Here is an 18,718-nt window from a genome sequence, read left to right as displayed (position 1 = left end):
CTGCGCCGTCCCGGCGCGCGTTCGGCTGGCTCGGGCCGGACGGATTCGTCGCCTTGCGCGAAGGCGTCGATCAGCGCCTGCGCGACCTGGCCGGCTTCGTCGCCGCGGCCCGGCAAGGCCATGGCGAACTGATCGCCGCCGATGAAACCCATCGGACTGTCGCCGCAGTGCGCCTGCGCGAGCCGGCGCAGCCGCGCGCCCGCGTATTCGAGCGCGAGATCGGCGCCTTCGGGACCGAGCGCTTCGCGCGTTTTCTGCAGATCGTCGATTTCGATGACGAGCACCGTGAGCGGCTCGCCGCTGCGGCGGCTGCGCGCGAGCAGCAGATCGAGACGTTCGAGAAATAGCTCGCGATTGGGCAGACGCGTGGCGCTGTCGTGATTGGAGACGTACCAGAGCCGCGCCTCGTTTTGCGCGTGTCGCGAGGTGTCCACGGCAATGCCGATGTAGTGCCCGGCGTAACGTTCCTCCAGCGCGCCCGTGAGCGGCGCCATCGCCAGGGAGACCGGCACGCGCGTGCCGTTGCGGCGCACGTAGGACCACTCGCCGCGAAACTGCGCGAGCGCGCCCGCGCTGGTGGCGGGCACGGGCCCGACACGGCGGATCAGTTCGGCGGGGTCGTGCAGCGCGAGGAATTTGCGCTGGCCGATCAGATCCTGCTCGCTGTAACCGGTCAACTGCTCATAGGCTGCGTTGACGCGCGCGAACACGCCATCGGGCCGGCACAGGAAGGCGCCAAACGGCGCGGCGAGAAAGGCCGATTCATAGACGCTGGGCGTGCTCATCGAAGTCCTGTGCGCGTGGCATGGCGAACCCGCGCGCCGCCGGGCGTAGCGGTGCGTGTCGCCTTGTCGTTATGGAAATCGACGAAGCAGGAGGCGTGCCATATCGGATGCGCGCGCAACGGTCTGGACGGCGCGGTGAGGGGCGGGTGGTTACGTAACGTGTGCGATGCGGGGGGAGTGGGTGTTACGTAACGGTATCGCGCTGTGATACCAGATGCGCGGATGGGCGCTTGCAGCGCTCGAAAAGCGGCCGATACGGCTCGTCACGTTCACTCGACCTACACAGACTGAAGCTCGAAAAGACATCGAGTTCGATATTGGCGTGTAAGGTCGCCAGATACTCGAATACCGGCACGAGGATTTTCAGTCCCCTATCGGGCGCGCAGTGATAGATCAGTCGAATCCGATCCGCGTGCCGCCGCGCGCCAATGAGGCTGGCCCGGCCGGATCGGTGTTCAATAGGTGCCTCCCACGGCGGTATCCGGTGTTACGGCCAGCGATGCGCCAAAGTCGCCGTTCCAGGTGTAGATGCCCTGGTGCGACAAGCGCGATTGCGTATCGACGAAAACCCGCCCGCCAACGTCGCGCCATCTGCGGCAAAACGCGTAGTCCTCGGAGAGATAGCGGCCCGTCGAAGGCTCGACCATGACGTCGAAAAAGCGGTAGCAAAGATCGTGAATGGCTGTGTCCGGCGGGCCGTCCGGCACGTATTGCAGTTCGGGAAGCTTCGCCATCATGGTTTCGATCACGCTGCGCTTGATACACATGAAACCGGTTGGCGCTTCGCTGACTTCGAGAAAGCCTTCGTCGTCGATGTCGCGTGCGACGCCGTCGTGTGCATTGACCGGGTAGCGCAGGTAGCGTTGCGCGAAGGTTTCCCGGGTGAGACCGGCAGGAAGTGCCGCCGGCCAGTCGAAGCGCTTGATCGGATAGACCCCGGCGACGACATCGCGGTCGGCCAGCAGCAGGCGAAGAACCTGATCGGCGGTGAATCCGATATCGGCGTCGATCCAGAAAAGATGGGTCAAGCTGGTGTCGGCGAGGAATTCGGCCACGGCGTTGTTGCGTGCGCGCGTGATCAGGCTTTCGCCTGAGCGGATGCGCACCTCGCCAGGCATGCCGGTCTCCCAGAGGCAATTGTTGAGCGCGAGAAGGCTGTTGGCGAAATTCGCTGTGACGTTCCCGCCGTAACAAGGCGTCATGAACAGCGGCTTCATCGATGGGAGAGCGCTAAGTGGGAGCATGGTCAACCTGGACAGAGACGAGAAGAAGGCCGATAGGGCTGGTCTGAAGCGAACGGCCGAACCTGGCAGGCGTTGCGCCGTGCCGATTCGGGCGGTGCGTCGGGTTGACAGTCAGTATCGTCTTACGCTCCGACAGAGAAAATGGGATACGTCCTAATTTGAGCCTGCCGCTCGCGTTTGTCCGACAGACGTCGACGCGAGCCTCGGCGCAGGGCGCGCGCGGGATGACTGCGGCGGTGTGCCGCAACCGGCGATTAACAATCTTTAAAGAACCTCTGATAAACAGCGGATTTTTTCAGTGACATGCTCCGGGCACATCAAGAAATATTGAGATTGCCATGTGCTATCGGAGTCTGTTCAAACCGCCGAGATATATAGGATTCCTGACACTTGCATTCGGTTTATGCGAGGTGATGGCAATCTATCTGATCTTCAGACTCTCCCCAACCTACCTCGATACCTACGATTCCGAATCGCTATGCGAATTCGTGGTGCTGATTGCGACAGGCACGTCGATCCAGCTACTGATCCTGCTGCTGGACGAACTCTGGCTGTTTCATGGCGTGTCCAGCATCAACCGCCATCCCGCATACTTTTCCGTGGGCCTGCACGGCGGCATCAGCATTTCCGGTCTGATTGCCGCCTGGCATTACATCGCGGTATAGGCGCAAGGTTAAACGGCCGCCTCGGGTCGCGGCAGATTCAATCCGGTTGCCAGCCGCGTGGCCTTGAACTCTGTCACGGTATGCACCGCCACGCCTTGCTGCGCGAACGGATCGGCGGCGAGGATCGCGTCCAGGCGCTCGCGCTCCATGTTCGATACGACGATCACGCCGCCGTCGCGCGGCACCTTCGGGCCGGCCACAACAAAATGGCCGGCGGCAAACTGCGCGTCGAGGTACGCGCGATGCGCGGGCAGCACATCGTCGATACGATCGAGCGATGCGGTGTAAGTCAGCGAAACGATATACATGCGGATTCCAGAAAAATAGACCGTCGACGATTGTAGCGGCGCGCGCTCAGCAGGCGGGTGCAGCCGCCGCGGCCTGAAGCGCCGCATGCTGCAGCAGCATGATGGTTTTTCCATCGACGATCTCGCCGCGCCCGATCGCCGCCAGCGCTTCGGTCAAAGGCATTTCGATCACTTCGAGATCTTCGCCTTCTTCGGCGATGCCGCCGCCGCGACCCACGCGCGTGGAGTCGTCGTACTCGCCCATGTAGAAGTAGAGCTTTTCCGTGACCGAACCGGGGCTCATGAAGGCCTCGAACACCTTGCGCAGATTGCGCACGCGATAGCCCGTTTCCTCTTCGACTTCGGCGCGGATGCGCTCTTCCGGCGAGGCCTGATCGAGCAGACCGGCCGCCGCTTCGATCAGCATGCCGTCGTGGCCGTTGACGAAGGCGGGCATGCGGAACTGGCGCGTCAGCACGACATGGCCGGTGGCGGGATTGTGCAGCAGGATGGTCGCGCCATTGCCGCGGTCATAGGTTTCACGGCTCTGGCGTTGCCAGCTGCCGTCGCGGCGCAGGAAGTCGAAGGTGACTTTGCGCAGCACATACCAGTTGTCCGAAAGCACGGTGGTATCGACGATGCGGATGCGGTCCTGGGTGGTCATCACGAGAAGCTCCAGTCTGGATCAAAGGGGCGATGCAAGCGGAAATTCGACATTCCTGTCTGCCGATGGTAACGTGCAATCTCGTGCAGTTTCAAGAAAATTCGTGCAAACCCGATTTCACCCGACCCGACGATGCTCACCAGCCAAAGAAAAAAAGCGATTCTCGACGCCCTCGAACGTGACGGTCAGGTGCTGGCCGGCGAGTTGAGCGTGGCGTTCGGTGTGTCCGAGGACACTGTGCGGCGCGATTTGCGCGAATTGGCGGCGGAAGGGCGTCTGCAGCGCGTGCATGGCGGCGCGCTGCCTGCATCGCCCGCTATTGCGCCGCTGGCCGAGCGCGAAGATATGGATGTGGCTGCCAAACAGCGCGTGGCGCGCAAGGCGGCCGCCATGATCGCGCCAGGCCAGGTTGTGATCGTCGATGGCGGGACGACTTCCGCGCTGCTGGTGCAGTCGCTCGCTCCCGATCTCGTGGCGACCATCGTCACGCATAGCCCGGGTATCGCAGTGGCGCTGGCCGCGCATCCCAGCGTCGAAGTCGTGCTGATCGGCGGGCGCCTGTACAAGCATTCGGTGGTGAGCGTGGGCGCGGCGGCCATCGAGGCCATGTCGCACATTCACGCCGATCTCTACTTCATGGGCGTGACCGGCGTGCATGTGAAGGCCGGGCTGAGCACGGGAGATTATGAGGAAGCCTATGTGAAACGCGCGCTCGCGGCGCGTGCGGCTGAAACCGTGGTACTGGCGAGCGCGTCGAAGCTCAACGCGGCTTCGCAATACTGCATCGGCGGGCTGGATCTCGCTCAGACATTGATCGTCGATGCGGCGGCGGGCGCGAAGCTCACGCGTCCGCTGGAAGAAGCGGGGCTCACGGTCGTGAAGGCCTGAGCGGATGGATTCGCGGATGGTTTCAGGGCTGCGCTGCCGTGAACCGCAATCCGCGTGGGCCCGGCGCTAGTCCGCAACCGGCATCGGCATGTTCGCGACATCGACTGTCACACGCGACAGCAGCCGGTCGGCATCCTTGCTCTTGAGGCGCAGCGCGCCAGCGGCGACCGCTTTCGCTCGTACGGCGGGGCGAATCCAGTAAAACGGCGCACCGTGCGGCGTGAAGGTGCCGTCCGCCGTGCGCGCGGGAATCCAGGAAGCCGGGTCCAGTCCGATTTGCGTCGCCATGGCGAACAGGGCGTCCGGCGTCGGATCGTCTGAAAACAGGCGGCAATGTTGGGCTTGCGGCCCCCGAACGCTCCAGGCGCCGCTTTTCAGTTCGTCTACGTAGATCATGAGGGTGGGCTAAGGAAATACAGGTTGGGGGAGCGCTGGATGTGCGCCGCCCACGATTACGAAAATGTGAAGCAGGCGATCACACGATCACACGATCACGGATCGCGTTGCCAGACGAGAGCCTAGCCGCATGCGTCTCGTGTGGCGATGATGGAACCGTGAAAGTAATTTCATCGCGAGGACGGTCGCTGAACTGACTCCACGAAGCTGAACTGTTGAACGCCAAGCGCCCAAGGGCTGGGTCCTGTATTGCACGGGACTCAGCCCTTTGCTTTTTGGGTTGATGCAAAGCGACCACCCGAGATCACCGTTGCGCGCGAGTCAGGGAAACTCCTGGTGCATGAGTTGATGACTAATAATATTATTAATTTCACCGTATCGCTGCTCTTGTTTCATCGCTTCCGTTTCCCAGTAATTGGATCGCAGTGCATAGATGGCAGCATCGCTATGCCCGATAAATTAATAATAATTTTCGACCTTTTATAAATACGGGTGATTTCAGGAGATACAGGTGCGCAACTTATTCGTGCTTTCGGCAAGCGCGGTGATTCTGGCCGCGTGCGGCGGTAACAGCGATTCACCCAACCCCACAGCGGTAGCGGACGCGCAGACGTCCGCCGCGAATTCAGCATCGGCGAGCGTGCAAAACGAATTCCGGCTGGCGGGCTCCACGCCGCTCGGCATGCGAACCACCACGCCAGCCGTCGTCATCAGCGATCCGGACAAGAATCTTTCGCCGTACACGCCACCTTCGCCACCTGCTGCGCTCACCAGCACCACGCTCAGTTTCGGCGACTTCACGAGCTATCTCGCGGCGGGCTCGACGCAAGGCTGGGTGCCCGGCGCGACGCCTTCGAGCATCACGATTCCGGCGCCCGCCACCAACGGCACGGGCGCGGGCGACAAGGCCGTCGCGCTTGGCAGCACGTATGCGACGGCTTCCTACGAGGCGGACGTCACGGTCGGCAATCCTGTCGGCACGGGACCGGCCAACGCCGGTTTCATCGTGCGCACGACCAATCCGACGGCGGGCGGCCCGGATAGCCTGACGGGCTATTTCGTCGGCCTCGACACGGGCTCGCACACGCTGGTCGTCGGCCGCGAGAACAACAACTGGACGCAGTTCATCCAGTACCCGAACAGCGCGATCGTCGGCGGGAGTACGCACCATCTGAAGGTCACGACGAGCGGCACGGCCATCACCGTCGATCTCGACCAGCAACGCGTGATCAGCGCGAACGATGCGACCAACGCGCTGCCCGCCGCGTTCGCGAGCGGCAGCTTCGGCGTGCGGCGCTTCGGCGTCGGCGCGACGTTCAGCAACATCACGATCAAGACCTATCCGGCCGTGAAGTCTCCGACTTTCGATTTCTCGAAAGTGGTCGGCATGGTCTATACGCCGTCGTCGGCGGTCAATGCAATCGACTTCTGGGAGAACTACGATCCCGCCGTCGTCAATCGCGAACTGACGTACGCGCAGACCTATGGCGTCAACACGATCGCCGTCTATCTGCACTACCTCGTGTGGGCCAACGACCGCGTCGCGTTCCTGAGCAAGTTCGAGAACCTGCTGGAAATCGCTTCGCGGCACGGCATCAAGGTGTCGCCGATCTTCTACGACGACTGCTGGAACCCGACGCCGCAATACGGACCGCAACCGGCTCCCGTCTGGGGCGTGCACAACAGCCAGTGGGTGCAGTCGCCGGGCACACCGGTCGAACAGGCGTACTTCCAGCCGACGGCATCGAACGCATCGGTGACCTACAAGGCGAGCCTCGCGAACTACATCACCGATTTCGTCGCGCCGCATCGCAACGACTCGCGCATCATCTTCTGGGAGCCGATGAACGAGCCGGGTTGCAGCGGCAACGGATCGTTGCAGCAAACGCGTGCGGTGCTGATGAACGATGCGCGTATCGCGATCCTGAATGCGGGCGCCACGCAGCCGATCAATTCGCCGCAGGTGCAGGAGGATGAGGGCACGTACTTCTCCGACTTCTACGCGTTCCATCCGTATGGCAATCCGTACGCGGGCCCTGTCAACGGCAGCTATGTGAGTGCGCTGAACTCGGAGACGCTGCAGCGCGGCTTCACGGGCACGGCGGGACAGACGATGCCGGGCATCGTGTCGAACTACGGCGGCAGCACGGGCTTCATCGTCTGGGAGCTGATGATCGGGCGCACCAACACGCGCTTCCACTGGGGCCAGACGCCAACCGCACCCGCGACCGTCGAACCGGCGACACCGTTCCAGGGCACGCTCTACCCCGATGGTCACCCGTGGCAGACGTCGGAAGTTCAGGCGCTGACGGGCGGATTCGATGTGAAGCTGCCGGTGCTCAACGTCGCGTACTACAACGATCCGAGTTTCAGCAGCGCGCCGGTGAAGACGTCGGTCACGCCGCTCGTCGATTTCGACCTGAACACGGAGCGCGGCACCGACTCGCCGGATGCCTCGGCGGGCGTCAATGCGACGAACTACGGTATTCGCTGGACGGGGGCGATCGAGGCGTCGCAGTCAGGCCTCTACACGTTCTCGATCAACAGCGACAACGTCGCCCGGTTGTGGATCAACGGCGTCGAGGTCATCAACAAGAAGACGTCGACACGCTCGACGACAAGCGGCGTCGTATTGCTGAATGCCCGGCAGCCGACGTCGATCAAGGTCGAATATGTGCACGGAACGGGGCCGGCAAACATGCATCTGTCCTGGTGGAATCCGCTGGCGCAAAGTCCTGCTGCTGTGCGGATCGTGCCGTCCGATCCGCTCGTGACGACGAACTGAGTTTGATTCAGTCATGCTAATGAAGCCGGCGTCGCGGGAGCGGCGCCGGTTTTTTCTTGTCGGCTGGCATTGGGGACGTTGCGCTGTTGGAGTGCGCGGGTTGCCGCCTACTTGTGCCAATTGCGCGTGGCGATGGCGGAAGAGACGGCTCGCATTTTCTAAAACGGTGCTTCGTTTTGGTAAGCCTTTAAAGAGGTAGCGCTGTGAGGGCGGTGATGATCGACATGTATGTCGTCATCGGAAAAATAGGGCCGTAGCAATTGCAAAAAAGAAGGCTCGGCTGCAAAAAAATTGACCTAAAGATCAATTGGTCTAAAATTCGGGTTGAACAAATGTATGGAGGTCCCTATGAGCGTCGAACTCGATGCAGGGGCAGTGCTTGGCCGGATATTCGAGGAAGCGAAGGCCAAGGGACTGTCGCAGCGCGATCTGGCTGACCAGTCGGGGCTGACCGCCGAGGGGCTCTCGCGGTTGAAGAAGCGCGGCAAGGGCCGGCTTGACACCGTCGAGCGGCTCGCGAGCCTCGTTGGCATGCGACTGGAGCTTGTGCCGGTCGGTCAGCCGTCGGCGCGCCCCAACCAGCGGATCAAGCGCCCGTCAGCGTCCGCGGCGAGCTTTCGCGACCGTCACCCGGAACTTGTCTGGTCCAACAGCCGCGCTTCAAATGAAGTGTTTATCCAGCGCGCGTTGCTCGACCCGCGCTTCGACGTCATTCTCGATGCAGCCACCGAATTTGGCCCGACCATTGTCGAGCGGCAATGGCGCGAGCTTGTTGAAGCGGGATCGATCGAGGCCCGCCGCGCCGCGCCCACCACCGAGCGAATTTTGAGGCACATCCGTGATGGATACGAGCAAGCTACGCGACGACACGCGTGAAGTCTGGGAGGTCCTGCGCGACAGTCCGCTCCTTGCCGGCTTTGTACTTATCGGCGGCACGGCCCTGACCCTTCGGATCGGGCACCGCATCAGCGAAGACCTCGATTTCGCCTATTTCGGTGGCGCGAGGCTCCCTCGGCGGCGCATCGAGGCGCTCGCCGCTGAGGCGAAAACGCACGGCATCACCATGCGGTTGAACCAGAGTCCGCTGGCGCTGGAGGAGTTCCTCGAGTCCGGCCTCGATCTGGCCGATTATCAGATGAACTATGTAGCGATCGACACCGTCAAGGTGACTTTCGTGCGTCTCGACGAGTTGCCGAACCGGGTCTTCGAAGGTAATCAGCCGGCAGGTCCGCTGCGGGTCGCCACGATCGCAGAGATCTTCGAAACAAAGTGCTTCGTCTGTGCGGATCGCTCGAAGACCCGCGACTGGTTCGATCTCTGGGTTCTCATGACGCAGCACGGTTATACGATCGATGATTTTTATCAGGTCTTCCAGAAATACGATGCCGCCAACAAATTCGCCATCGCGGCGATGCGTTTGCGGTCGGGGCGGCCCGACCCAGGCGACGAAGGTTATGAGCAACTGCTGACGGCTGCGCCGACGCTGCCGGAGTTGACCAACTTTTTTGTTCGAGGCCTGGACGAACTGGAAGTCCAGTTAGCCGCAAAAGCGTTCAGAGCGATCCAGCGCGATCCTAAGTTCGACGTGGACTAGACGCCTGGTGCGCGTCGCTTCGGCGTGGGCGCAGTGAGACGCACCGCATAGGTGAAAGTCAGTTCAGCGAATGAACACGAACACGACTTCCGCTACCTCGGGCGACGATCCGTGGCTCCTCACGCTGGAAGATATCGAGAGTGGGTTGACTGGGCGCCGCGCACCGGATCTCGAGTAACAACGCATCATGCTTCACTTGTGGCGGGTTGCAACGACTCGCCCGGCTGCGCGGACTAACTGTCCATCGATGTTCGCGGCTGGTTTCTTCCCGTTCCGTATCTTTCGCCTGCCTCGCGGCAGTGTGGTCCGCGCGCGCTCTATATATGCACTCTCCCCACCCACCAGGGTTTCTGATAAGTTTGCAACATTTGATGCGAAGAAGTAGAGTGTCGCAACAATTGGATTGCTGGTCGGAATGTAGGGCCGCATTTGGACGGCCGAGGAGAATGGACGCTATGAAACGTATGAAGCTGACGACCTGGATCGTCATCGGCATGGTGCTGGGGATTGCAACCGGCTACGCGTGCCATCGCGCGATTGCCGATGTGCCGACGCTGAAATCGGTCGCCGACGCCTTTGGCCTCGTCACGGACCTGTTCCTGCGCCTCATCAAGATGATCGTCGCGCCGCTGGTGTTCACGACGCTCGTGGTGGGCGTGGGCAAGATGGGCGATGCGAAGGCGGTCGGACGTATCGGTGTGCGAACGATTGCCTGGTTTCTTGGCGCGACCTTTGTTTCGCTGCTGCTGGGCGCGCTGATCGCGAACTGGCTGCAACCGGGCGCGGGCCTGAATCTGCCGTTGCCCGATTCACACGCGGCCACCGGTATTCAGGCCGGTTCGATCTCGCTCAAGGAGTTCATCACGCATCTCGTGCCCAAGAGCGTCGTGCAGGCCATGGCCGAAAACGAAATTCTGCAGATCGTTGTGTTCGCAGCTTTCTTCAGCCTCGGCATCATTGCGATTGGCGAGCCTGCGCAAGGCATCGTTGCGCTGTTCGAGCAGATTTCGGCGGTGATGTTCAAGGTCACCGGCTATGTGATGGCTTTCGCGCCGGTAGCGGTATTTGCGGCGCTCGCGCACGTGGTCGCAATTCAGGGGCTGGGCGTGCTGTTGAGCTACGGCACGTTTATGGGTGTGTTTATCGGCGCGCTGGTGTTGTTGTGGTGTGCGATTGTGGGCGCGGGCGGGCTGGTGCTGGGCGCGCGCGTGTTCGGTCTGGTGCGCGCCGTGCGTCTGCCGATGCTGCTGGCGTTCAGCACGGCGAGCAGCGAATCGGCGTATCCGAAGCTGCTGGAACAACTCGAACGCAGCGGCGTGCCGCGCCGCATTTCAAGTTTCGTGCTGCCGCTGGGCTATTCGTTCAACCTCGATGGATCGATGATCTACTGCACGTTCGCCACGCTGTTTATCGCGCAGGCCTACGGCATTCATCTGTCGTTCATGGAGCAGGCCACCATGCTGGCGATCCTGATGCTCACGAGCAAGGGCATGGCGGCGGTGCCGAAGGCCTCGCTTGTGGTGATCGCCGCTACGCTCGGCCAGTTTCATATTCCCGAAGCGGGCCTGCTGCTGATCATGGGCGTGGACACGTTCCTCGACATGGGCCGCACGGCCACCAACGTGCTCGGCAACAGCGTGGCCGCGGCGGTGGTGACGAAGTGGGAAGGGCAGCTTGGCCCCGTGCTCAGCGACGACGAATACGACGCGCTGCTTGGCGAACGGGAGCGCGAAGCGGCCGCCGCTGGGCCGCGCGTTCTAGCCTGAGCGATATCGGCACAGAAGTACTCAGGGCTTGCGGCCGAAGGCGGCGCGCAGGCCTTTGCGAAGTGTTACCAGCCGCGCTCACGATGTTAGCGACCGTTCAACACCACACCACGCGGTCGTACGCCACGGTACGCCGATAGACGTTCTTGCCGCGCCAGCTCGAAAACTCCATGTAGGCACATTCGAGCACCAGAATCCAGTTCGTTACGCGCATCGCCATCCCCATCGTTTGATTGAATGCAGAACCAGTCTAGGGCCGCGTCATGCGAGGCGAATCCTCGAGCAAGCGCGGTTTAACCGCTCAGTTCATGCAATTCATGCCGGGTGCTGCGCCGACCCGACGCAATTTTTACCGATTTTCCGCGCATTATCCGTGCAGCAGGCCGGTGTCTCGCCATGTTGCACCGCAACTGCGATGCCTGGTTTTAGCACGCAGGCTGGGCCGCGGTTCGGGCCCTTTGTCGATCAGGCGACGATTGCGGCGCATTCCCGATCTGCACTCATCCTCGCACGCCATTCGCGTTCGAACCGTGCGCTTGCGGACGTTGGCAAGCAGTCAGGCGGCGATTTCGTTGCGCGGACACCCGATGCGGCGACTATTCCGAAGCGCGATCTGGCGTTTAAACGCGAATCCCGCACCGCAAAAAGGCGGGTCATCGTGCCCTTATCCGTCAAGATCGCCGCGTTTTCGGACAGGGCGCCGCACGACGAAAACGAGCCGCTATGCTTGGTTTGTCGCATCGCACGCGCCTGCTGAACGACTCCCCGGCAGGCTGCGTTAGCCGATGATTTCCTTTCGTTTCATTACCCGGATTCAGCCGATGCGCGCCTCGCCCGCGCGCTCGCGAGTGGTCCCGAGATGGCCTCCCCCGCCGTCTCGCTCTTCGCCTGCCGTGTCCGCGAGGGACGGCAGGCTTTTTTCTGGTGCGGAGCATTGCGGTGCGAGTGCGGTTCGGCGTGGGATTTCGCCTGCGTTTGTCTGCGCGCGAAGCTGTCGTGCGGTTGGCGCGCGTATTAGACTGGCGCGTCATGCTTGTAGGGCGCCATCGCGCCTATGAGTTTTTACGTGCTATTCATGCACGCATTACCGCACGAACTTCATGCTCAAGAATCTCTGGTACGTCGTGGCCGCATCGGCCGACTTGCGCGACGCGCTGTTGCCCGTCACGGTGCTGGGCCATCGCTTTGTCGCGTATCGCGATGCCGCTGGCACGGCGCGTCTGCTGTCCGATATCTGCGTGCATCGCGGTGCTTCGTTGAGTGCGGGGCGGCGCGTGAACGGCGAGGTGCAGTGCCCGTATCACGGTTGGCGTTATGGCGGCGATGGTGTTTGCACGCATATTCCCGCGCAGCCGCAGGCGCGCGTGCCGGCGAAGGCGCGCGTGGATGGTTATCCGGTGATCGAGCGGCATGGCTGGGTGTGGGCGTTTATCGGCGATCTGCCGGAGGGCGAACGGCCACCGTTGCCCGCGCTCGATTGGGCCGACGATCCTGACGTGCGTGTCGTGCATGGCACGTTTGACTGGCGCGCGAACTGGGAACGCATCGTGGAGAACGGGCTCGATTTTGCGCATGCGCCCTTTGTGCATGGGACTTCTTTTGGGGCGCCGGATCGGCCGGAAATCGACAGCTTCGAAGTGAGTGGCGCCGACGAGTGGGGCGCGCATGCGCGCATCGTCATGCAGCGGCCGGTGCGCAAGGGCTTATTGCGGCGCAGGCTCACCGGCGAACATGTCGATGTGGTCACGCAGACCGGTTTTCATTTGAGCGGGCCGTGTGCCACGCTTGAATTGACGCTTGGGAATGGGTGGCGGATTTTTATCGCTTCAGCGCATGTGCCGGTTGATGCACTGCATACGCGCACTTACTGGATGATGGGCCGGACTTTTCTGAAGCAGGCCGTTTTTGATGGGCGCTTCCGAGCGCGGAATCTGCGGATTTTCGCTGAGGATCATGCCGTGCTCGAGCGGATTCGGCCGGAGTGTGTGCCGGATGGGTGGCAGAGCGAGGTGTCGGTGAAGTCGGATGCTTTGCAGATTGCCTTTCGGCAGAGGGTCAGGGGGCTCGAGGCGCGTGGGTGGAGTGTCGGCGATGCGGCTGTTGCCGAGATGAAGGTGGTCAAGGTGATTGGCGGGCCTGCGAGGCGGGAAGGTGGGAGTTGGGCGTTGGATGCTTGCTGAAGTTCTTTTTTGGGCGGTGTCGGCAGGCGGTGTTGGCATTTCTGTGTGTGACACGAAAACAAGGAAATGCCAACTCCGCCATAAACACCCCAAAAAACACGCCCAAAAAATCAATGCATCCCGGCATCATCCCGTGGAGGCACCACCGGATCGACCGCCTCCCAATAAGGCTCGCTACCATAATAAGCGTGCACAGTACTGCCCCACTTGGCGTCCGCCATAGCCGGCCACTGATCCTTATCGAAGCCCGGCGCACTCCTGACCCTCTCCGCCGACACATTCAGCAAAAAGCACTTCCGGCTGGTATCGAGCGTCAACGCTCCCCAGGGAATCGCCAGAAGCTTATCTCCGATCCCCAGAAAGCCACCACTCGACATCACCACATAAGCGATCCGTCCGCTTTGCACGTCGAGCATGATGTCCTTTACCTTGCCGATCTCTTCGCCATCCGAACTTAAAATCTTGTCGCTATCGAGCGTGCTGGCCGCCATGACATCCGGCCCTGGCCCGGCAGCCGTTGACTTACCCTTGCCGACAATACGCGCACCGTTTCCCGTGGGCATGGGGTTAGGAGTAAAGGTAGGCATGTCCGTCTCCTTGCGTGAGGCACTTCGTTGAGTTCGGCCGGGCTATCGTGCTCCGGCCGCCGTGTCTTCTCTAGCGCAATGTGCGTGCCGCACGCGCAATTCGAAACGCTTCAGCCTACCGGCGTTTCGCCTTCGCCCGGCTGCTTGCCCGGACGGTCCGCAGGCGACTGCTTGCGCCCTTCGTCGTGACGTTCCGGCATCTTGCTGCGCTCGTCGTCGTTATGTTGCGCGGGCTTGGGATGACGCAGCGCTTCTTCATGCGCGCTATCGTCGCGGCTCTTCTGTTCGCTGTCCTGCTGGGTATTCGCATTCATGGCATCGCTCCCTTGATGGTCAATCGATGTTCAGCCGGCGCGCTGCCGGTCGATACATGATTGCCGAGCAAAGCCTGCGCCCGCGTTACGAGGTCGTGCCCGGTTTCGCGTTGTTTGCTGCACTGTTGAGCGCGCCGATTTTAGGACCGGTCGCCGCTCCAACTCCCACGCCAGCTTGCACACGCGCGGCCGCGCCAGCGCCCCCGGCGGTCAGATGCCCCGCGTTCTCGAAGAACGCGCGCTCGGCCGCCTGGTTCATCACCAGAATGCTGATGCGCCGGTTCAACGGGCTATCCGATTCGCCCTTATCGAGCGGCAGCACATCGGCCAGCCCGCGCACCTGCAGCAGCCGGTCCTCGCGCAGATGGCCCGCCACCAGCGCGCGCCGCGCGGCATTGGCGCGTTCGCTCGACAATTCCCAGTTCGAGTAGCCAGCGAGGCCGCCGGAATAGGGCACCGAATCCGTATGGCCCGCGATCGAAACGCCGCTGTCCACGTCGTTCAACGCACTGCCGATCTCGACGAGAATCGTGTACGCGTAGTCTTCCAGCTTTGCGCTGCCGGTTGCGAACATCGGGCGCTTGAGCGAGTCGACCAGTTCGATGCGCAAACCTTCGTCGGTGATGGTCACGCGGATCTGGTCCTTGAATGCGCTCAGCGCGGGCTTTTGCTCGATCAGCGCGGAAAGCCGCGCTTTCAGTTGCGCGAGCCGCGCCTTGTCGGCCGTCTCGCTGGGCGCGACGGACACCTGCACCGCACGCGTGGCCTGCGGTTGCGCATTCGCGCCGCCCACGGCCGGCAGCTTGTTCGACAGATCGTGGCCGCCGCCGTTGATGATGCTGGGGCTCGGATTCGCCGAATTCGGCTTGCCGCCCAGCATGCTCGAAAGCGGCGTGTTGAAGTACTTTTCGATGCCGTCGCGATCGTACTGCGAGGTCGAACCCAGCAGCCACATGAGCAGGAAGAACGCCATCATCGCCGTCACGAAGTCGGCATAGGCGATCTTCCATGCGCCGCCGTGGTGACCTTCGTGACCCGCCTTCTTCACACGGCGCACGATGACCGGCGCCTTGCTGCTCTGGCCGTCCTGCGCGCCGCGCTGTCGTTCTGCCATGTCGTTCTCCTGAATTTTCTGCGCTGCCGTTACATAGCGCGCGGGGTTACGCGGCCTTTGGCGTCTTGGTCGCGCGCACCGTTTCGTCGAGCTCCTGGAAGCTCGGACGATCCGCCGTGAACAGCACCTTGCGGCCGAACTCCACCGCCACCGGCGGTGCATAACCGGCGAGCGACGCCAGCAGCACGGCCTTTACGCACTGATACGGCTTGGAAGCCGCACGGCCCTTGGCATTGAGCAGATCGGCGATCGGGCCCACGAAACCATAGGCGAGCAGAATGCCGAGGAACGTGCCCACGAGCGCGCCCGCAATCATTTCGCCGAGCACGGCGGGCGGTTGACCGACCGAGCCCATGGTGTGCACGACGCCCATCACCGCCGCGACGATGCCGAAAGCGGGCAGGCCGTCGGCCATCTTCTGGATCGCGTTGGGCGCGACCGAGACTTCGGCGTGGTGCGTTTCCAGTTCCTCGTCCATGAGGTCCTGCATTTCCATCGGATTCACGTTGCCGCCCGACATCATGCGCAGATAGTCGACGATAAAGTCGAGCAGATGATGATCGGCCAGCACGCGCGCGTACTTCTGGAAAATCGGGCTGCTGTCGGGCGCTTCGATATCCGCTTCGAGCGCCATCATGCCTTCCTTGCGCGCCTTCTGAAGCAGTTCATAGAGCAGCGCGATGAGTTCCAGGTATTGCGCCTTGGTATAGCCGCCGCCCTTGAAACACGAGGGAATGGCCTTGAGCGTCTTGCCCAGCGTCGAGCGCGGATTGCTCACCACGAACGCGCCCAGCGCCGCGCCGAAAATACATAGCAGTTCGAACGGTTGCACGAGTGCGGGCAGATGGCCGCCCACACCGACAAAGCTACCGATCACCGATCCAAGGACCACGATCCAGCCGATTGCGACGAACATGATGTTTTCTTGCCTCCCTGTGAATCAAATCAAATGTGCGCGGCGCTAGGCGCGGCGCGTGCGATGGCGTGCCAGCAGACGCCGCGTCGCAAAGTTGGTGGCCGCGCCTGCGTGGCGCGCGCACAGCACGCCGGCGCGACGGGCGCGCGGGGCTGCGCTCGCGGCGCCTTGCTGGCTGCCCGCGAGTCGAGCCGCACTCGCAAACGCGTGACGCAAAGTCATTTTTACTGCCTGTTCCGGTGATTTCATGATGCTTTCGTTAATGAACCGTGGTCTGCTTTACGGCGGCGCAACACGTTGCTGAAGTCATCTGAAGGATTTTTTTGCGGGGATCGATCAGGCAATAATTGCCATATGCTTCGATATCCGAATCAATTCGATCTAATCGAATAAGCAGGAAAGCGCTTGTGGCAAGGGTTCAAAGACGCATGCCGCTCGCGAGTCGGTGTGGGTCGCGCCGGTCTCAATCGCACGCGTGCGCACATTCAAACGTTTGCGCGAGCGGTGAGGGTTTTCGGCTAGGGGCGATGCCTGGGGTAAAAATTGCCGGATTGCTGCCGTAAACACAAGCAAGGCGCAAGCCGCCTCGTGTTTTCACCCCGCGCGCGTGCTGCGCTGCGCGCCATTTCTGCCGAGGCGAGACCCACCGAATGATTACCGCACCGCTCCCGCTCGACGAAGATCTGCGCCTGCGGGCGCTCCAACGGCTCGACATCCTCGATTCCGATCCCGAGGAAGCGTTCGACCGCATCACGCGCCTTGCCGCACGGGCGTTTGGCGTGCCGGTCGTGCTGGTTTCGCTGGTCGATGAGGATCGCCAGTGGTTCAAGTCGCACTACGGCATCACGGCTTGCGAAACGCCGCGCAGCATGTCGTTCTGCGCGCATGCGGTGCTCAGCAAACGCATGCTGGTGGTGGAAGATGCGCTGGACGACGAGCGCTTTCTCGACAATCCGCTGGTGCTGGGCGCGCCGCTGCGTCTCGCGGATGGCCAGGTCATCGGCACGCTTTGTCTGATCGACACGCAGGCACGCAATTTCGAGCCCGGCGATGCCGAAGCGCTCGCCGATTACGCGCAACTGGTCGAACGCGAACTCGAAGTGCGCCGCCAGTTGATCCGCTCGCGCACGGCGCACGAACGCGACCGCCGCTCGCTGGCGATCAGCGAGGCGCGCTTCACGACGGTTTTCAAGGAAACGCCGATCGGTAACGCGCTGGTCGCGCTCGATGGGCGTTTCATGGACGTCAACGAGACCTTCTCCGATATCACCGGCTACGACGAAGCGACACTGCGCACGCTCACGTTCGCCGAAGTCACGCATCCCGCCGATGTCGCTTCGGATGTGGCGCTCACGGCGGAACTGGTGGCCGGCAAGCAGAGCACCTACACCACCGAAAAGCGCTATATGCGCCCGGACGGCACGGCGATCTGGGTGAATCTTGCGGTGACGCTGCTGCGCGATGCGGCGGGCTTGCCGCTGCATTTCATCGCCGCCGTGCAGGACATCGACACGCGCAAGCGCAGCGAGGAAGCGCTGCGCAACTATCACGCGGAACTCGAAGAGCGCGTGCGCGAACGCACGACCGAATTGCGCCGACGCCGCGACGCGCTGCAAACCATCACCGACAATCTGCCCGTGCTGATCGCCGTGGTGGATCGCGATCTGCGTTATCGGTTCAACAACGAAACGTTCAGGCGCGTGCTGTCCACGCCGGGTTCGGTGCTGCGCGGCGCGAGCGTGCGCGATACGTTGCGCGCCGAGGTATTCGAGCGCTTGCAGCCGTACTTCACGCGCGCACTCGCGGGCGAGCGCGTGACCTGCGACGAGGTGCGTTATCGCGCGGACGAAGATCGCGTCTGGTGCACGACCTATATTCCCGCCGAGCGCGAGGGCAAAGTGACGGGCTTTTACGTCATGTCGCACGACGTTACCGAACAGCGCCGCACCGAGCAGCGGCTGCGCGAGAATGCGTTGATCGACCCGCTCACGGGTCTTGCCAACCGGCGGGCGCTGGAAGAAGAACTGGGCGCGACGCTGGCCGAAGCGAGTCCGTTCGCGCTGTGCTTTATCGATCTCGACGGATTCAAGGGCATCAATGACCGTTTCGGCCACGATACCGGCGACGCGTTGTTGCGCGAAGTGGCGAACCGGCTCACGTCGACGGTGCGTGCTGGCGATTTCGTGAGCCGCCTGGGCGGCGACGAGTTCGTGGTGCTCAGCCGCGGCGTGACCGAAGCCGCGAGCGCGGAGCGTATCGCCCAGGCGATTTGTCAGACGCTTGCGCGGCCTGTCGTGGCGGGCGGGCAGATGGTCGAGGCGAGCGCCAGCGTGGGCGTGCTCCTGCACGATACGGACGAAACCGGCGTGCGGCCAGACGAGCCGCTCAGTCTGGCCGACGCCGCCATGTACGAGGCCAAGCGCGCGGGCCGCAATACGTGGCGGATGGCGCGGGCCGCGCCGCGCGCCGCTTTGCTGCCGCAATAGGCTCCCGCGCCTCTCAAGTAGCGCTTTCTCGCCGCGAAGCCTGGGTG

General features: G+C 62.4%; 20 protein-coding genes. 9 read left to right on the top strand and 11 right to left on the bottom strand.

What is annotated here, in order from left to right; all coding sequences use genetic code 11:
* A partial coding sequence (locus G3N59_RS36370; protein WP_205987833.1) for a diguanylate cyclase occupies positions 1 to 785 on the bottom strand: 785 nt, incomplete at its 3' end.
* 455 nt (positions 786 to 1,240) lie between these two features.
* A complete protein-coding gene (locus G3N59_RS36365; RefSeq protein WP_346777989.1) occupies positions 1,241 to 1,840 on the bottom strand; it encodes a hypothetical protein in 600 nt (199 codons plus the stop codon).
* A gap of 602 nt (positions 1,841 to 2,442) precedes the next feature.
* Here G3N59_RS36365 and G3N59_RS36360 point away from each other — a divergent pair.
* Positions 2,443 to 2,694, top strand: coding sequence for a hypothetical protein (locus tag G3N59_RS36360; protein ID WP_205987831.1), 252 nt, complete (start codon positions 2,443 to 2,445; stop codon positions 2,692 to 2,694).
* Between the two features lie 8 nt (positions 2,695 to 2,702).
* Here the strand turns inward: G3N59_RS36360 and G3N59_RS36355 are convergent, their stop codons facing one another.
* Positions 2,703 to 3,002, bottom strand: coding sequence for a YciI family protein (locus G3N59_RS36355; protein WP_205987830.1), 300 nt, complete (start codon positions 3,000 to 3,002; stop codon positions 2,703 to 2,705).
* 46 nt (positions 3,003 to 3,048) lie between these two features.
* Entirely contained in the window at positions 3,049 to 3,648 is a 600-nt protein-coding gene (locus G3N59_RS36350; protein ID WP_205987829.1) for an NUDIX domain-containing protein, read from the bottom strand.
* A gap of 129 nt (positions 3,649 to 3,777) precedes the next feature.
* Between G3N59_RS36350 and G3N59_RS36345 the strand changes: the two genes are divergently transcribed.
* Positions 3,778 to 4,533, top strand: a complete 756-nt coding sequence (locus tag G3N59_RS36345) for a DeoR/GlpR family DNA-binding transcription regulator (RefSeq protein ID WP_205987828.1) — start codon at positions 3,778 to 3,780, stop codon at positions 4,531 to 4,533.
* 66 nt (positions 4,534 to 4,599) lie between these two features.
* Here G3N59_RS36345 and G3N59_RS36340 read toward each other — a convergent pair whose 3' ends face one another.
* Positions 4,600 to 4,821: a hypothetical protein gene (locus tag G3N59_RS36340; protein ID WP_241024831.1), complete on the bottom strand. Its 222-nt coding sequence runs from the start codon at positions 4,819 to 4,821 to the stop codon at positions 4,600 to 4,602.
* A 619-nt stretch (positions 4,822 to 5,440) separates the two neighbouring features.
* Here G3N59_RS36340 and G3N59_RS36335 point away from each other — a divergent pair.
* The 4 genes from G3N59_RS36335 (at position 5,441) to G3N59_RS36320 (ending at position 11,074) form a co-directional block, all read left to right on the top strand.
* Positions 5,441 to 7,714, top strand: coding sequence for a PA14 domain-containing protein (locus G3N59_RS36335; protein WP_346777988.1), 2,274 nt, complete (start codon positions 5,441 to 5,443; stop codon positions 7,712 to 7,714).
* A 348-nt stretch (positions 7,715 to 8,062) separates the two neighbouring features.
* Complete coding sequence (locus G3N59_RS36330) at positions 8,063 to 8,590, top strand: hypothetical protein (protein ID WP_205987826.1); 528 nt, start codon at positions 8,063 to 8,065, stop codon at positions 8,588 to 8,590.
* A complete protein-coding gene (locus G3N59_RS36325) occupies positions 8,556 to 9,308 on the top strand; it encodes a nucleotidyl transferase AbiEii/AbiGii toxin family protein (protein ID WP_205987825.1) in 753 nt (250 codons plus the stop codon). Before G3N59_RS36330 ends, G3N59_RS36325 begins: the two co-directional genes overlap by 35 nt.
* Before the next feature lie 455 nt (positions 9,309 to 9,763).
* On the top strand, positions 9,764 to 11,074 hold the full coding sequence (locus G3N59_RS36320) for a dicarboxylate/amino acid:cation symporter (RefSeq protein ID WP_205987824.1): 1,311 nt from the start codon (positions 9,764 to 9,766) through the stop codon (positions 11,072 to 11,074).
* Positions 11,075 to 11,171: 97 nt separating this feature from the next.
* Here the strand turns inward: G3N59_RS36320 and G3N59_RS37400 are convergent, their stop codons facing one another.
* On the bottom strand, positions 11,172 to 11,294 hold the full coding sequence (locus G3N59_RS37400) for a hypothetical protein (RefSeq protein ID WP_277397966.1): 123 nt from the start codon (positions 11,292 to 11,294) through the stop codon (positions 11,172 to 11,174).
* Between the two features lie 195 nt (positions 11,295 to 11,489).
* Here G3N59_RS37400 and G3N59_RS36315 point away from each other — a divergent pair, with 195 nt between their 5' ends.
* Both G3N59_RS36315 and G3N59_RS36310 read left to right on the top strand, forming a co-directional pair.
* Entirely contained in the window at positions 11,490 to 11,831 is a 342-nt protein-coding gene (locus G3N59_RS36315; RefSeq protein WP_205987823.1) for a hypothetical protein, read from the top strand.
* 343 nt (positions 11,832 to 12,174) lie between these two features.
* Positions 12,175 to 13,254, top strand: a complete 1,080-nt coding sequence (locus G3N59_RS36310; RefSeq protein ID WP_277397965.1) for an aromatic ring-hydroxylating dioxygenase subunit alpha — start codon at positions 12,175 to 12,177, stop codon at positions 13,252 to 13,254.
* 110 nt (positions 13,255 to 13,364) lie between these two features.
* Here G3N59_RS36310 and G3N59_RS36305 read toward each other — a convergent pair whose 3' ends face one another.
* The 5 genes from G3N59_RS36305 to G3N59_RS36285 form a co-directional block, all read right to left on the bottom strand.
* The gene (locus G3N59_RS36305) at positions 13,365 to 13,841 is read right to left on the bottom strand and encodes a PRC-barrel domain-containing protein (protein ID WP_241024830.1); all 477 of its coding nucleotides are present in this window, start codon (positions 13,839 to 13,841) and stop codon (positions 13,365 to 13,367) included.
* A gap of 110 nt (positions 13,842 to 13,951) precedes the next feature.
* On the bottom strand, positions 13,952 to 14,155 hold the full coding sequence (locus G3N59_RS36300; protein ID WP_205987821.1) for a hypothetical protein: 204 nt from the start codon (positions 14,153 to 14,155) through the stop codon (positions 13,952 to 13,954).
* An 85-nt stretch (positions 14,156 to 14,240) separates the two neighbouring features.
* Positions 14,241 to 15,269 (bottom strand): flagellar motor protein MotB, encoded by a 1,029-nt coding sequence (gene motB / locus G3N59_RS36295; RefSeq protein WP_205987820.1) that lies wholly within the window; start codon positions 15,267 to 15,269, stop codon positions 14,241 to 14,243.
* Positions 15,270 to 15,315: 46 nt separating this feature from the next.
* Positions 15,316 to 16,185, bottom strand: coding sequence for a flagellar motor stator protein MotA (gene motA, locus G3N59_RS36290; RefSeq protein WP_205987819.1), 870 nt, complete (start codon positions 16,183 to 16,185; stop codon positions 15,316 to 15,318).
* A 45-nt stretch (positions 16,186 to 16,230) separates the two neighbouring features.
* On the bottom strand, positions 16,231 to 16,434 hold the full coding sequence (locus tag G3N59_RS36285; RefSeq protein ID WP_205987818.1) for a hypothetical protein: 204 nt from the start codon (positions 16,432 to 16,434) through the stop codon (positions 16,231 to 16,233).
* Between the two features lie 401 nt (positions 16,435 to 16,835).
* Here G3N59_RS36285 and G3N59_RS36280 point away from each other — a divergent pair, with 401 nt between their 5' ends.
* A complete protein-coding gene (locus G3N59_RS36280) occupies positions 16,836 to 18,671 on the top strand; it encodes a diguanylate cyclase (RefSeq protein WP_205987817.1) in 1,836 nt (611 codons plus the stop codon).
* Positions 18,672 to 18,718 lie beyond the last annotated feature (47 nt).

Origin of the sequence: Paraburkholderia sp. Ac-20340, from assembly GCF_017104965.1 — a bacterium.
GTDB lineage: Bacteria > Pseudomonadota > Gammaproteobacteria > Burkholderiales > Burkholderiaceae > Paraburkholderia.
The sequence above is the reverse complement of the archived record's forward strand: the minus strand, read 5'-3'. Positions and strand labels throughout refer to the sequence as shown.